The organism is Bradyrhizobium sp. HKCCYLS2038, from assembly GCF_051167655.1.
Taxonomy (GTDB): domain Bacteria; phylum Pseudomonadota; class Alphaproteobacteria; order Rhizobiales; family Xanthobacteraceae; genus Bradyrhizobium.
Genome location: NZ_JBNPTM010000001.1, coordinates 959,049 through 971,921 on the forward strand (window position 1 = coordinate 959,049; position 12,873 = coordinate 971,921).

General features: G+C 66.9%; 10 protein-coding genes. 4 read left to right on the top strand and 6 right to left on the bottom strand.

Translation table 11 applies throughout. The annotated features are described in order from the left end of the window. Positions 1 to 25: 25 nt before the first annotated feature. Together ACQR1I_RS04265 and ACQR1I_RS04270 are read left to right on the top strand one after the other, a co-directional pair. Positions 26 to 841 (top strand): sulfotransferase family protein, encoded by an 816-nt coding sequence (locus ACQR1I_RS04265; RefSeq protein ID WP_434867866.1) that lies wholly within the window; start codon positions 26 to 28, stop codon positions 839 to 841. A 205-nt stretch (positions 842 to 1,046) separates the two neighbouring features. Continuing rightward, positions 1,047 to 2,129, top strand: a complete 1,083-nt coding sequence (locus ACQR1I_RS04270) for a gluconeogenesis factor YvcK family protein (RefSeq protein WP_434867865.1) — start codon at positions 1,047 to 1,049, stop codon at positions 2,127 to 2,129. A gap of 125 nt (positions 2,130 to 2,254) precedes the next feature. Here ACQR1I_RS04270 and ACQR1I_RS04275 read toward each other — a convergent pair whose 3' ends face one another. From ACQR1I_RS04275 to iolG, 5 genes are all read right to left on the bottom strand, one after another. Then, complete coding sequence (locus ACQR1I_RS04275) at positions 2,255 to 3,301, bottom strand: ABC transporter ATP-binding protein (protein WP_434867864.1); 1,047 nt, start codon at positions 3,299 to 3,301, stop codon at positions 2,255 to 2,257. Between the two features lie 8 nt (positions 3,302 to 3,309). Further along, positions 3,310 to 5,490, bottom strand: a complete 2,181-nt coding sequence (locus ACQR1I_RS04280; protein WP_434867863.1) for an ABC transporter permease — start codon at positions 5,488 to 5,490, stop codon at positions 3,310 to 3,312. Positions 5,491 to 5,511: 21 nt separating this feature from the next. Beyond that, positions 5,512 to 6,552, bottom strand: a complete 1,041-nt coding sequence (locus ACQR1I_RS04285) for an ABC transporter substrate-binding protein (protein WP_434867862.1) — start codon at positions 6,550 to 6,552, stop codon at positions 5,512 to 5,514. A gap of 94 nt (positions 6,553 to 6,646) precedes the next feature. Next, entirely contained in the window at positions 6,647 to 7,429 is a 783-nt protein-coding gene (locus ACQR1I_RS04290; RefSeq protein ID WP_434867861.1) for an inositol monophosphatase family protein, read from the bottom strand. A gap of 2 nt (positions 7,430 to 7,431) precedes the next feature. Next, a complete protein-coding gene (iolG, locus tag ACQR1I_RS04295; RefSeq protein WP_434867860.1) occupies positions 7,432 to 8,427 on the bottom strand; it encodes an inositol 2-dehydrogenase in 996 nt (331 codons plus the stop codon). A gap of 235 nt (positions 8,428 to 8,662) precedes the next feature. Between iolG and iolD the strand changes: the two genes are divergently transcribed. Both iolD and iolE read left to right on the top strand, forming a co-directional pair. Then, positions 8,663 to 10,504 carry a 3D-(3,5/4)-trihydroxycyclohexane-1,2-dione acylhydrolase (decyclizing) gene (gene iolD, locus ACQR1I_RS04300; RefSeq protein ID WP_434867859.1) on the top strand — a complete coding sequence of 614 codons (1,842 nt, stop codon included), beginning with the start codon at positions 8,663 to 8,665 and terminating at the stop codon, positions 10,502 to 10,504. A 15-nt stretch (positions 10,505 to 10,519) separates the two neighbouring features. Then, positions 10,520 to 11,419: a myo-inosose-2 dehydratase gene (iolE, locus tag ACQR1I_RS04305; protein WP_434867858.1), complete on the top strand. Its 900-nt coding sequence runs from the start codon at positions 10,520 to 10,522 to the stop codon at positions 11,417 to 11,419. Between the two features lie 941 nt (positions 11,420 to 12,360). Here the strand turns inward: iolE and ACQR1I_RS04310 are convergent. Beyond that, complete coding sequence (locus ACQR1I_RS04310; RefSeq protein WP_434867857.1) at positions 12,361 to 12,837, bottom strand: hypothetical protein; 477 nt, start codon at positions 12,835 to 12,837, stop codon at positions 12,361 to 12,363. Positions 12,838 to 12,873: the final 36 nt, after the last annotated feature.

Below are 12,873 nucleotides of genomic sequence, written 5' to 3' on the forward strand. Positions count from 1 at the left end.
TCGTCATTCACGAGTTTTGAGGATCATGCAGGCCGACATCCATTTCATCTCCGGGCTTCCGCGGGCCGGCTCGACCTTGCTGTCGGCCATCCTGCGCCAGAACCCGCGCTTCCGCGCCGGCATGACCGGGCCGGTCGGCTCGCTGGTCGATGCCATGCTGCGCAGCATGAGCATGAGCAACGAGACCTCGATCTTCATCACCGACGCGCAACGCAAGGCGCTGCTGGAAGGCATCTTCTCGGCCTACTACTCCGACGTCCCCAAAGGCGACGTGGTGTTCGACACCAACCGCAACTGGTGCACGCGCCTGCCGCTGCTGACCGAACTGTTTCCGCGCGCCAAGGTGATCTGCTGCGTGCGCGACGTGCCCTGGATCCTCGACTCGGTCGAACGGCTGATCCGCAAGAACAAGTTCCAGCCGTCGGGCATCTTCAACTTCGAGCCCGGCGGCACGGTGTATTCGCGCGTCGATGGGCTTGCCGCACCCAACGGAATGGTCGGCTTTGCCTGGAATGCGCTGCGCGAGGCGTTCTGCGGCGAGCAGGCCGACTGCCTGCTGGCGCTGACCTACGAGACATTGACGCAGCGGCCGCAGCAGGCGATCGCCGCCGTCTACGACTTCATCGGCGAGAAGCCGTTCGCGCATGATTTCGAGAACATCGAGTTCGACGCCGAGGAGTTCGATCGCCGGCTCGGCACCCCCGGCCTGCACAAGGTCGGCCGCCGCGTGGAATCGCCGGGCCGCAAGACCGTGCTCCCCGGCGACCTCTGGCGCAAATACGAGAACGACGCCTTCTGGCGCGATCCCGCCCGCAACCCGAACAAGGTGCGCGTCGTCTAACCAGACACGCTCGTCAGCTCGCCGCCGCCGCAAATCCGAGGCGTATGACGAGACGACGGCGAGCAGGTCGCAGTTGCTGAGCGACGATGTCCGCGCCCAGAGGGGGTGGACTGGCGTGGTCCAGCTACTAAACTGGTGACGGCTCACCGCGCCGGAGAGGCCGACGGTCGCGAGGTTCGCGTCGCAGAACAGAAGGCCCATCAGGATGCCCAAGGGATCGGATCCGCCCGGGCGGCTTGGGAAGCCGCGCATCGTGCTGTTTTCGGGGGGCACGGCGATGCGGGGCATCAACGTCGCCCTGTGCCGGCGCGGTGTGCAGATCACGCGGGTCGTGCCCGCATGGGACAATGGCGGCAGCTCGCGCGTTCTCCGCGACTGCTTCGACATGCTGCCGGTCGGCGACGTCAGGCACGCGCTGATGACGATGGCCTATGCGGAGGGTCGGGTCGGCAATGTCGTCAAGATCTTCAACGCGCGGCTTTCCAACGCGTCGGCGCCTGCCGAGCTGGACGAGGAGATCGACTTCTACGTCTCCGGCAAGCATCCGCTGATTGCCGCAATGGAGCCGGGGCTCAGGGGCGCGATTCTGAACTATCTCCATATCTTCAAATCGCGGATCGGACGAGATTTCGATCTGCGCCGGGGAAGCATCGGCAACTTCATTCTGACCGGCGCCTACTTCGCCCACAACTCGGATATCAACACCGCGATCTTCGTGTTCCGAAAATTGTGCGGGATCGAAGGCAATGTCTGGCCGGCGTCGACCTGCAACGACGCGCATCTCATGGCTGAGCTGCACAATGGAAAATCGGTCACCGGCCAGGATCGGATCACGGCCCTGGTGGGGGAGGATGCCGCGGCGGGGATCAGGCACGTCAGGCTGGCGAGCGCCCCCGGCGAGCCCTGCAGCGTTGGCGCGGTGGCCGCGAACCCGGCGGTGATCGAGGCGGTGCTGAACGCGGATGCCATCGTGTTCGGCCCGGGCAGCTTCTACACCAGCATCCTGCCCCATCTTCTGGTCGAGGGTGTCGCTGAGGCGATTTCGGGGCGCGCCGATATTCCGAGAATCCTAGTCTGCAACATGATGGAATGCGGCGAGACGCGCGGGCGCAGCGCCGGTGACCTGATCGCGACCTTCGCTGCGAAGGGCAGATCCCCCGGCGCTGTCGATGCGGAGGCCGGGTTGCTGACGCACGTCCTGGCGAACCGGCGCCCGCTGCCCTTCCTGCGCTCCGACGCGGGCGCGTCATACCTCGATCTCGGCGACGCCCAGCGCATCGCCGACTAGCGTGGCATCCGCCTGATCACCGACGACTTCGAGGATGCGTGGCAGCGCGGCCTCCACGATGCGGACGCCGTCGCATCGCAACTGTTGCAGCTCGCATCCGACGACTGAATCAGATCCGGCTTCCACTACCTCACGAGCGCGATGCTCTGCCTTGCGAAGGACAGCTCGATCGCCGAGCCGGCGGCGGGGCACGCGTCGGTCTGGCGACTGACGACCAGGAGCTCGCCGACCGCCGTCGCGACGATCAGCTCGATGTGGTCGCCGAGGTAGGAGGATTTTTGCACGGTGCCTGCGAGGCCCTCGCCGAGGGCGATGCCGTGGGGCCGGATGGCGGCCCTGGCCGGGCCGGGCGTGAGGCCGCGCGCGGGAAGCGTCAGGCGGAGGGGGCCGAGCGCGACATCGGCCTGGCCGTCCTGCACCGCCTCGATCGTGACGTCGACGAGGTTGGCATCGCCGATGAAATCGGCGACGAAGCCGTTGGCCGGGCTCTCATAGAGCTCGCGCGGCGAGCCCTGCTGCGCGATCTTCGCATTCGACATCACGATGATGCGGTCGGAGACCGCGAGCGCCTCCTCCTGGTCATGCGTGACATAGGCGACGGTGAGCTTGAGCGACTGCTGCAGCTCGCGGATCTCCTGCCGCACCCTGCGCCTGAGCTTGGCATCGAGATTGGACAGCGGCTCGTCGAACAGCAGCACCTGCGGCTCCAGCACCAGCGCGCGCGCCACCGCGACGCGCTGCTGCTGGCCGCCGGACAGCTCGGACGGGTAGCGCTTCTCGTAGCCGCCGAGCCCGACCAGCGCGAGCTTTTCGCGGGCCATCGCCTCAGCCCGGGCCTTGCCGAGACCTTTCACGCTCGGCCCATAGGCCGCGTTCTCGAGCACGGTCATGTGCGGGAACAGCGCATAGGACTGAAACACCATGCTGACGTCGCGGTCGGCCGCCGACAGCCGCGTCACGTCCTTGCCGCCGATCAGGATCTGCCCTTCGCTCGCGATCTCGAGGCCGGCGATCATGCGCAACGTCGTCGTCTTGCCGCAGCCGGACGGGCCGAGCAGGGTCACGAGCTCGCCAGCGGCGATGGTGAAGCTGACATCGTCCACCGCCGTCACCGGGCCATAGCGCATGCTGACATGGTTGAATGCGACCGAGGCGGGTCTGGATTTTTCCATGGCAGGTCCTAACTGGCGGGCGCGGCGGCCGGGGCCGCGAGCGTCACCTGCTTGCGCCCGAGCTTGCGCTCGCCGACGCCGAACTGGATGAGGGCGATGCCCGCCGCCATGATGACGATCAGCACCGAGGAGTAGGCGATGGCGAGGCCGAACTCGCCGGCCTCGACGCGGCCGACGATGTAGGCGGTCGAGAGATTGTATTCGGCCGAGACCAGAAAGATCACGGCGCTGACCGAGGTGATGCTGCGCACGAAGCTGTAGACCAGCGCGGCGACCAGCGCGGGCTTGAGCAGCGGCAGTACGACGCGGCGCAACGTCGTGAAGCTGCGCGCCCGCAACGTCGTCGAGGCCTCGTCGAGGCTCTTGTCGATCTGCGCCAGGCCCGCGATACCGGAGCGGATGCCGACCGGCATGTTGCGGAACACGAAGGCGATCACCAGGATCAGGCCGGTGCCGGTGATCTCGATCGGCGGCACGTTGAAGGCCAGGATGTAGGCGACGCCGAGCACGGTGCCGGGAATGGCGAAGCTCAGCATGGTCGTGAACTCGAGCAGCTTGCGGCCGACGAAACGTTGCCGTGTCAAGAGATAGGCGGTGAGCAGGCCGATCAGCGCCGTCAGCGGTGCCGAGATCGCGGCGACCTTCAAGGTCGTGAACAGCGACGGCCAGGCGGCGCCGCTGAAGAACAGCCCGTGGCTGACATCGACGGCGAAGCCGGTGCGGTAGTGCTCCAAGGTCGGCGTATGATCGCGGCCCATCGTCTTGACGAAGCCGCCGACCAGGATGACCGTGTAGATCACCGCGGTCAGCGCGACCCAGGGTCCGGTCACCGCGGCCGACAGCATGGTGACGGAGATCGGCAGCTTCGCCGGAAGGCCGGCATCGCCCTTGCCGGAGATGGTGGTGTAGCTCTTGCCGCCGAGCCAGCCCTGCTGCAGGCCGAATGCGGCGAGCGTGAAGGCGAGCAGCACGATCGCCAGCACGGCCGCCAGACCCTGGTTGTGCGCGGCGCCGACCACGGCAAAGAAGATCTTTGTCGAGAGCACTTCGAAATTGCCGCCGAGCACCAGCGGGTTGCCGAAATCGGCGAGGCTCTCGACGAAGCCGAGCAGGAAGGCGTTGGCGAGCCCCGGCCGCAGCAGCGGCCACGTCACCGTGCGAAACGTCGCCCAGCGCCGCGCGCCGAGCGTCTGCGCCGCCTCTTCGAGGCTGGGGGCGATGGCCTGGACCACGCCCATCAGCACCAGGAAGGCGATCGGCGCGAATGCCAGCACCTGCGCCAGCAGCACGCCGGGCAGACCGTAGATCCAGCGCGAGCGCGGGATGCCGAACCAGTCGAACATCAGGCCGGTGACGACGCCCGAGCGGCCGAACAGCAGGATCAAGGCGAGGCCGATGACGAACGGCGGCGTGATGATCGGCAGCACCGTCATCGCCCGCATCAGCCGCTTGCCAGGCATCGCCGTACGCAAAACCAGGAGCGCGCAGGCGAGCCCCAGCAGCGTGGTGATAAGGCCGGTCAGCACGCCCAGGATCAGCGTGTTCCAGGCGACGCCGCAGGCGATGCCGCCGCCGAGGCAGCCTGTGCCCCAGATCGTCGCGGAGAACAGGCGATCAAAGAAGTCGCCGAGCGCCCAGCTGCCGTTGCTGTCGACCAGCGCGCTGCGCAGGATGGTCGCGACCGGCAGGAAGATGAAGAGGCCGATCAACAGCACGACGACGCCGATGGTGGACGTCGTGAACAGGTCGCCGCGGCAGAAGCCGCGATAGGCGAGGCCGTGGCAGAGCAGCAGCAGCAGCGAGACCAAGGCCAGCAGCGCGCCGAACCCCATCCCCGGCTGCGCGGCACCGGCGCCGCCGAGCAAGGCTGCGAGCGCTGATATGCCTTGGCCGGGCAGCGTGATCGCGAAGCCTTGCGCGAAGAACGCGGCCAAGCCGAGCAGCCCGACGACGATCAATCCGCGGCCGCCCGCATTGGTATCGCCGCGGACCACGAGCACCGTCGCTGCGAGCAGCGCGATGCCGATCGGCCAGAGCCACGGCGCTGCGCCTGACATCGCCAGCGCCAGCGCGGTGCCGGCCTTGCCGAACGGATAGCCGGCGAGGTCCCAGCCCTCCGGCAGGTACCACGGCACGATGATGTAGCCGAGCCAGCCGACGATCAGGGCAAGCCGCGTCGCAGCACGCATCACGCTCTCCGCCGCCCGCTGCTACTTCGGCAGCGCCTTGACCTCCTTGTCCCACTTCGTCAGCAGCCGCGTGCGCTCGGCGGACGAGCCGTATTTGACGAAGTCGTAGTTGATCAGCTTCATCTCGCTCATCTTCGGCGCCTGCGTCGGCACCGGCGCGTTCTTGTTCGACGGCACCTGATACGACTTCGCGGGAGCGGCGAGCGCCTGCGCGGCCGGGCTCAGCGCCCAATCGTAGAACTTCTTCGCGTTCTCCAGATTGCGCGCGCCCTTGACGATCGACATCGAGCCGATCTCGTAGCCGGTGCCCTCGCACGGCGCCACGGCCTTGACCGGGTCGCCCTGCACCGTGAACACCAGGGCATCATGGACGAAGACGATGCCGACCGCGGTCTCGCCGAGGCTCGCCGCCTTGGCCGGCGCGGCGCCGGACTTGGTGTACTGGCTGACATTCTTGTGCAGCGCCTTGAGATAGTCGAAACCCTTGTCCTCGCCCATCAGCTGCACGACCGTGGCGAGCAGGGTGTAGGCGGTGCCGGACGAGTTCGGATCGGCGACCTGCACGTCGTCCTTGAGCTTCGGATTGAGCAGGTCGGCCCAGCATTTCGGCTCCGCGATGCCCTTGGCCTTGATCTGCTCGGTGTTGTAGCCGAAGCCGAGCGCGCCGGCGTAGATGCCGATCGCGCGCTGCTTGGCCGCCTTCCACTGGTTCAGCGCCCAGTCGTGCAGATCCTTGTTGGCGGGCGATTCATATTCGAGCGTCAGGCCCTCGTCGGCCGCCTGGAGATGCGGATCGCCGGTGCCGCCCCACCAGATGTCGGCGCGCGGGTTGGACGCTTCCGCCCGGAGCTGCGCGTAAACCTCGCCGGCGGATTTCCGGGTCATCGCGACCTTGATGCCGGTCTCCTTCTCGAACGTGGTGGCCATCGCGCGGCACCATTCCTCCTGCACGCCGCAATACATCACCAGCGAGCCCTCGGCCGATGCCGGCGCAAAAGAGCCGCCCGCGGCCAGGAGGCCGACGCCGAGCAGGACGCTCAAAGTCAGGGATTTCGAAACCATGGACCACTTCCCCCCAACGAGAAACTTGATGCTTCTCTGTCTTTGTCCTGACGGTGGCTCCTCTTCGGCTTCAAAGCAACGGTATTTTATCGCCTTACCCAATCCCCGTGATGTCGCGCAGCTGCGGCGCCAGCGCCGGCGTGCAGCACAGGATCGGGTTGCCCGTGCTGATGCCGTCCCCGGCAAAAAAATCGTTCACCCAGCCGCCGGCCTCGGCGACGATCACCATGCCGGCCGCGACGTCCCATGAATTGATGTGCGGCTCGGCATAGGCGTCGGTGCGGCCGTTGGCGACGTGGCAGAGGCCGAGCGCGCCCGAGCCCGAGCGCTTCACCGAGCAGCCGGCGGCATAGGCACGGCCCATCACGTCGAGATAGCGTTGCGCCGGCGTCCGCGCCGACCAGCCCAGCTCGACATAGGCGCGCCGGATGTCGTCAGTGCTCGAGACGGCGATGCGCTGCCCGTTCAGCGTCGCACCGTGGCCGCGCCGCGCGACAAAGAGCTCGTCGAGCGCAGGAGCGGCGATGATCCCGATCGTCGGCACGCGTTTCAGCAGGAAGCCGATGGAGATGCACCAGTTGCGATCGCCGCGGGCGAAGTTCGCCGTGCCGTCGATCGGATCGATGATCCAGACCGCATCGCTGGCGTCGCCGCCGCCTTCCTCGCCGATCACGGTGTCCTGGGGGAAGAGCTCGGCCAGCCGTGTGCGCAGATAGGTCTCGACGATGCCGTCCGCGACGGTGAGCCAGTCCTGCGTGCCCTTCATGGTCACGCCGAGGCTGTCCTTGCGGCTGAAATAATCGAGCGCGATACGCCCGGCCTCCGCGACGAGGCCCTGGACCGCGTAGCAGCGCAGCAGAATGTCGGTCTCATTCATTGTCAACGGGCCTCGACGGCGACAGGCCGCCCGCTGCGCGCCGACAAGGTCGCGGCATCGGCGAGCATCTGGGCCCGAAGCCCGTCGCGGCCGCTCGGCGACGGCGCAGTCTTGCCGGCGCAGACATCGATGAAGGCGGCGAGCTCGGCGCGATAGGCGGCGCTGTAGCGTTCGAGGAAGAAGTTCTGCACCGGGTCGGCGCGAAAACCCTGGCCGGTCGCGAGCTCGACGGTGGTCTCGTGGATGTTGCCGGCGCGCAGCATGCCCTTGGCGCCGTGCACCTCGACGCGCTGGTCGTAGCCGTAGGTGGCGCGGCGCGAGTTGGAGATCTGCGCGATCCGCCCGCTCGCCGTCTTCATCAGCACGGCGGCGGTGTCGACGTCGCCGGCTTCGCCGATCGCCTTGTCCACCAGCGCCGAGCCGAGCGCGAACACCTCGACCGGCTCCTCCGCCAGGAGGAAGCGCGCCATGTCGAAATCATGAATCATCATGTCGCGGAACAGACCGCCCGAGCGCTTCACATAATCGACCGGCGGCGGCGACGGATCGCGCGAGATGATGCTGACGATCTCGATGTCGCCGGCATCGCCGCCGCGCAGCCGCTTTTCCAGCGCCGCGAAGTTCGGATCGAAGCGGCGGTTGAAGCCGATCATCAGCGGCTTGCCGGCTTTGTCGACCGTGGCGAGGCAACGGCGGATGCGCTCCGAATCGAGGTCGACCGGCTTTTCGCAGAACACCGCCTTGCCGGCCGTTACAGCGGCTTCGATCAGATCGGCATGCGTATCGGTCGGCGTGCAGATCAGGATGGCGTCGATGCCGGGATCGCCGATCACGGCCTCCGCATCGGCCACCTTGGCGCCGGTGGCCTGCGCCAGCGACGACGCCGCCTCGTGCGAGGCGTCGGCCACCGCGATCAAACGCGCATCGCCGCGCGATGCGACATTGAGGCCATGAATGCGCCCGATCCTGCCGGCGCCGAGAAGTCCAAATCGCATCATCACCTTCACTGCTTGACTCTTCGGACGAGCATTCCATTCTCGCCGCCGCCACGTCAAGGATGGAGCCTGATCTTCTCGATGTCATCCGCCGCATCGCAACATCGCTGCTCGACGACACAGTCTCAAACAATTGCGTGAGTGCGCGCGTTTCGCAGAGAGGGCCGACAGCGCGGGCTTGCATCATGCCGGCGGGCTGGTGCATGTCGAGCGACGCGGTTGAGCGGGAGTTGAGGTGATGGCGACGATCAGGCTGACCATGGCGCAGGCGCTCGTCGCCGCGATGGCTGCGCAGCGCACGGTGATAGACGGGCAGACGCTGCCGCTGTTCGCCGGCGTCTGGGCGATCTTCGGGCATGGCAATGTCGCCGGTCTCGGCGAGGCGCTGCATGCCGTGCGCGACCGCCTGCCGACCTTGCGCGCCCACAATGAGCAGGCGATGGCCCATGCGGCGATCGCCTTCGCCAAGGCCGCGCGCCGCCGCCGCATGATGGCGGTGACGAGCTCGATCGGCCCCGGCGCGACCAACATGGTGACGGCCGCAGCCGTCGCGCACGTCAATCGCCTGCCGGTGCTGTTGCTGCCGGGCGATGTCTTTGCCGGACGCCGTCCCGATCCGGTGCTGCAGCAGATCGAGGATTTTGGCGACGGCACAGTCTCCGCCAACGACTGCTTCCGCCCGGTGTCGCGCTATTTCGACCGCATCACCAGGCCCGAGCAGATCATGCCTGCCTTCGAGCGCGCGATGCAGGTGCTCACCGATCCCGCCGAGTGCGGCCCGGTGACGCTCGCGCTGTGCCAGGACGTGCAGACCGAGGCCTGCGATTTTCCGACCTCGTTCTTCGCCGAGCGCGTCTGGCAGCCGCGCCGCGCGCGAGCCGACGAAGCGCAATTGGCCGAGGCCGCAGCGCTGCTCAAGGCCGCGAAGCGTCCGCTCATCGTTGCTGGCGGCGGCGTGCTCTACAGCGAGGCGGAGCGCGAGCTCGCCGCGTTCTGTACCGCGCACGGCATCCCGGCGGCGGAGACGCAAGGCGGCAAGAGCGCGCTGCCGCACGATCATCCGCTCAATCTCGGCGCGATCGGCGTCACCGGCACTGGCGCCGCCAACGCGGCCGCGCAACAGGCCGATGTCGTGCTCGCGATCGGCACGCGGCTGCAGGATTTCACCACCGGCTCGCGCGCGCTGTTCGCCGATCCCGCCTGCCGGATCATCGGCCTCAACACGCAGACCTTCGATGCCACCAAACACCGCGCGCAGCCGCTGGTCGCCGATGCCAAGGCCGGATTGGCCGAACTCAACGCCGCGCTTCAGGGCTGGGTGGCGCCTGCCGCCTGGACCGAACAGGCGAAAGCCGGCCGCGCGGCGTGGCTCGACACCGCGGCGCGCTACCTCGCTGCCAGCAACGCGACATTGCCGAGCGATGCCGAGGTGATCGGCGCCGTGCAGCGCCGCGGCCGGCCGGATGACGTCGTGCTGTGCGCGGCCGGCGGCCTGCCGGGCGAGCTGCACAAGCTGTGGCAGCCGGGCGGCCCGGGCGGCTATCACATGGAATACGGCTATTCCTGCATGGGTTACGAGATCGCCGGCGGGCTCGGCGTCAAGCTCGCCGACCCCAAGCGCGATGTCGTCGTGATGGTCGGCGACGGCTCCTACCTGATGATGAACTCCGAGATCGCCACCTCGGTGATGCTCGGCGCCAAACTCATCATCGTCGTGCTCGACAACCGCGGCTTCGGCTGCATCAACCGGCTGCAGAACGCGACCGGCGGCGCGCCGTTCAACAACCTGCTGCGCGACACCCGTCACGAGACCTTGCCCGAGATCGACTTCGCCGGCCATGCCGCCAGCCTGGGCGCGATCGCGCGCAAGGTCAGTGGGATCACCGAGCTCGAAGCCGCGATCGACGCCGCGCGCGGCCACGATCGCACCAGCGTCATCGTGATCGACACCGACCCGCTGCGCTCCACCGATGCCGGCGGCCATTGGTGGGACGTCGCGGTGCCGGAGGTCTCGGAGCGCGCGGAGGTCGAGACCGCGAGACGCAACTATGTCGAGGCGCTCGCGCGCCGCGACCATTGAATGAGTGAGGACGACATGCCCATCCGTATCGGCGCCAACCCCATCGGCTGGTCGAACGACGATCTGCAGGAGATCGGCGGCGAGACCCCGCTCGAGACCTGCCTTGCCGAAGCGCGCGAGGCCGGCTTCGTGGGCATGGAGCTTGGCCACAAATTTCCGCGCCAGCCGCAGGCGCTGCAGGCCGCGCTCGTGCCGTTCGGCATGGCCTGCATCTCCGGCTGGTACTCGGCCGAGCTGCTGACGCGCGACGCTGAAGCGGAGATGCGGCAGCTGCGCCCGCATCTCGATCTGCTCAAGGCGATGGGCTCCAACGTGCTGGTGTTCGCCGAGACCTCGAATGCGATCCACGGCGATCGCAGCAAACCGCTGTCGCAGCGGCCGGTGATGCAGGCCCGCGATTGGGCTCAGTTCGGCCGCCGCATCACCGAGGTCGCCGAGCGCACGCTCGCCGAGGGCGTCAGGCTGGTCTACCATCACCACATTGGCACGATCGTGGAGAGCGCCGACGACATCGACGCCTTCATGGCGGCGACCGGCGACGCCGTGCATCTCCTGCTCGACACCGGCCACGCCACCTGGGGCGGCGCCGATCCGGCGGCGCTGGCGAAAACCTATCGCGCCCGCATCAGCCACGTCCACGCCAAGGACGTCCGCCGCGCCGTCATGGAGCAGGCGCGCCGCGAGGACTGGAGCTTTCTCGATGCCGTGCTCGGGCAGGGCGACGCACTCGGCGTCTACACCGTCCCCGGCGACGGCATGGTCGACTACGCCGCCGTGTTCCGCGAGCTCATCGGCTACACGGGCTGGATCGTCATCGAAGCCGAGCAGGACCCGCGCAAGGCCCATCCGCTGACCTACGCGAAACAGGGTGTCGCCCATATCAAGCGGACCTTGCAGGAGGCCGGGCTGTCCTGAGCAGGAAACCAATCGACATCGCCGCGGGCGCGGTGGCTGTGACTGCGCCCTCGCCCCTTGTGGGAGAGGGCATGTAGGACAGCCCCGCAAGCTCGGTTAGGTGAGGGGTTTCTCTCAACGAGTCGTGCTCGCGGAGAGAACCCCTCACCCAACCGAGCCCGAGGATCGGCCGGCGCTGCCCTCTCCCACAAGGGGCGAGGGCACTGCATCGCGCAGCGATGCGGAGGTTACAGGCGGGTTCGAACGAGATCATCGAGGAACCAGAGATCGAGAAGCGGGAAGAGAGCCGGCGCCGAAATCGGAGTTGCACGTGATCCATGAGCCGCGTGTTCATGGAGAAGTGAGACCTCGCCGCACTCGATCTTCCATCTCGGCCCCTGCAGTCACGGCTTCGCCGCCTCGCGGCGCGCTTTTGCGTCCGAGCTTTACTCTTCGTCACGCCCTTATCCAAGAGAAGGGCGCAGGGAAGGCCGGGTGCGGGCCGCACCCATGGCCCGCCTGCAGAAAAAAAGCAGGCGGCGTCACCACAGGATTGGCCGGACAACCGGCCTTCCCTGCGCGATGGGCTTAACGGCTGCTCCGTGCTCTCCCAGGGGACCGGGCTTGCTTGCCCCCGTCATCGACATCGTCGCCGACCAAGACACCAGCGTCGGGGTGTCGGGACCACACGGCTTGACCGTCCGCACCGGGTTCGTTCGTCCGCACGCGAAACGCGCACTGCGACCCCAGCCGGCCACCGCATCTCCCGCTCCACGGTCCGTGACGATCGCGAAACGCCCCTTCAGTGAGCAGGAGACGGCGAGGAAGATCGATCTGATTTGCGCGACGACACAAGGCCGGATTTGCCCGACGGAATGCGACAAACTGGCACGACGGGCAGTTTGGGGATGGGTGGGATGCGAAGAAGCCATGGCGCGTTAGGCGCCTCCCCCGGTGCGGAGCTAACCATCGACTAGCCGCTGTAGCCGATCTAAGCCAGCATTGAGGGCTTCGATTTGATTGCAAATTTCACCGGCGCGAATTTTGATTTCAGCCTTAGTCAGCTCTTCGTCGAGCAGGTATCTTATATTTTCCCTAATGGTTCTTTTGCCGTAGGCTCTGTTGTTCAACACATTGTCGATCGCCCGGGCGACGGGGCCACCACCCAATTTGTTTCTGATCGTTTTCATAGTGTGGAGCGCCGCGAATACATCGTCCTCGCTCTTACTGAGCTTCGCATTGAGCTCGCGAAAAGTGGTCTTCTTTTCTTTCCCCTCCGCGATGAGCCTGAGCTGTTGCAACATGCCGTCTTCCCAGAAGCGAATCTTGCCCGCTTCTTCCGCAGCTCTCCTCTGGCGCCTCCCAGTCCATAAGCCCATTACGGCCTTTAGTAACTCGATGGTAGCCGCCTTATCCGGTCCTGATGCGCCTTCAGCCATTTTCGCTCCGGGCAATTGTCCAAAAGATTTTTGGAC

What these genes read in the sequence shown, in the direction of transcription:
- ACQR1I_RS04265 (WP_434867866.1), top strand. Translation starts at nt 26, where the DNA reads ATGCAGGCCGACATCCATTTCATCTCCGGGCTTCCGCGGGCCGGCTCG.
- ACQR1I_RS04270 (WP_434867865.1), top strand. Translation starts at nt 1,047, where the DNA reads ATGCCCAAGGGATCGGATCCGCCCGGGCGGCTTGGGAAGCCGCGCATC.
- ACQR1I_RS04275 (WP_434867864.1), bottom strand. Translation starts at nt 3,301, where the DNA reads ATGGAAAAATCCAGACCCGCCTCGGTCGCATTCAACCATGTCAGCATG.
- ACQR1I_RS04280 (WP_434867863.1), bottom strand. Translation starts at nt 5,490, where the DNA reads ATGCGTGCTGCGACGCGGCTTGCCCTGATCGTCGGCTGGCTCGGCTAC.
- ACQR1I_RS04285 (WP_434867862.1), bottom strand. Translation starts at nt 6,552, where the DNA reads ATGGTTTCGAAATCCCTGACTTTGAGCGTCCTGCTCGGCGTCGGCCTC.
- ACQR1I_RS04290 (WP_434867861.1), bottom strand. Translation starts at nt 7,429, where the DNA reads ATGAATGAGACCGACATTCTGCTGCGCTGCTACGCGGTCCAGGGCCTC.
- iolG (WP_434867860.1), bottom strand. Translation starts at nt 8,427, where the DNA reads ATGATGCGATTTGGACTTCTCGGCGCCGGCAGGATCGGGCGCATTCAT.
- iolD (WP_434867859.1), top strand. Translation starts at nt 8,663, where the DNA reads ATGGCGACGATCAGGCTGACCATGGCGCAGGCGCTCGTCGCCGCGATG.
- iolE (WP_434867858.1), top strand. Translation starts at nt 10,520, where the DNA reads ATGCCCATCCGTATCGGCGCCAACCCCATCGGCTGGTCGAACGACGAT.
- ACQR1I_RS04310 (WP_434867857.1), bottom strand. Translation starts at nt 12,837, where the DNA reads ATGGCTGAAGGCGCATCAGGACCGGATAAGGCGGCTACCATCGAGTTA.